Below are 454 nucleotides of genomic sequence, written 5' to 3'. Positions count from 1 at the left end.
GTTTCACAGCGGATGCTTCAGCGCGTTTACGTTCGGTAGTCGGTTTTTCATAGAACTCACGACGACGAACTTCCGCCAGAACACCTGCTTTCTCGCAGGAACGCTTGAAGCGACGCAGAGCTACGTCGAACGGCTCGTTTTCACGTACTTTAATTACCGGCATGTGCCTCTCACCTTTGATTAAATCGGTTTGCCGCTGGCGTTCACGCCAGCTTATTTCAAAATGGTGCGGAATTTTACTGCAACTGGTGCTGCTTTGTAAAGCACCGCCGCCCTTTTTGAAAGGGGACTTTTGTAAGGGTGAGGAGTATACACGAACTCAGCTGCACAAGTGAGCAAAGTTTTACATCGCCCCGCATTCGCCCTACACTGCGCGCTATTGCAAAGAGGTAAACAGAGCCATGCGCGTACTGGGTATTGAAACATCCTGCGATGAAACCGGCATCGCTATCTA

1 protein-coding gene is annotated in these 454 nt (G+C 50.2%); it reads right to left on the bottom strand.

From position 1 onward, the window contains the following. Positions 1 to 163: 30S ribosomal protein S21 (rpsU, locus tag P3R27_RS14775; protein ID WP_301399172.1), on the bottom strand; the 163-nt coding region annotated here is incomplete at its 3' end. Between the last annotated feature and the right edge of the window lie 291 nt (positions 164 to 454).

Origin of the sequence: Enterococcus spodopteracolus (assembly GCF_030441955.1) — a bacterium.
Taxonomy (GTDB): Bacteria; Bacillota; Bacilli; order Lactobacillales; family Enterococcaceae; genus Enterococcus_B; species Enterococcus_B spodopteracolus.
The sequence above is the reverse complement of the archived record's forward strand: the minus strand, read 5'-3'. Positions and strand labels throughout refer to the sequence as shown.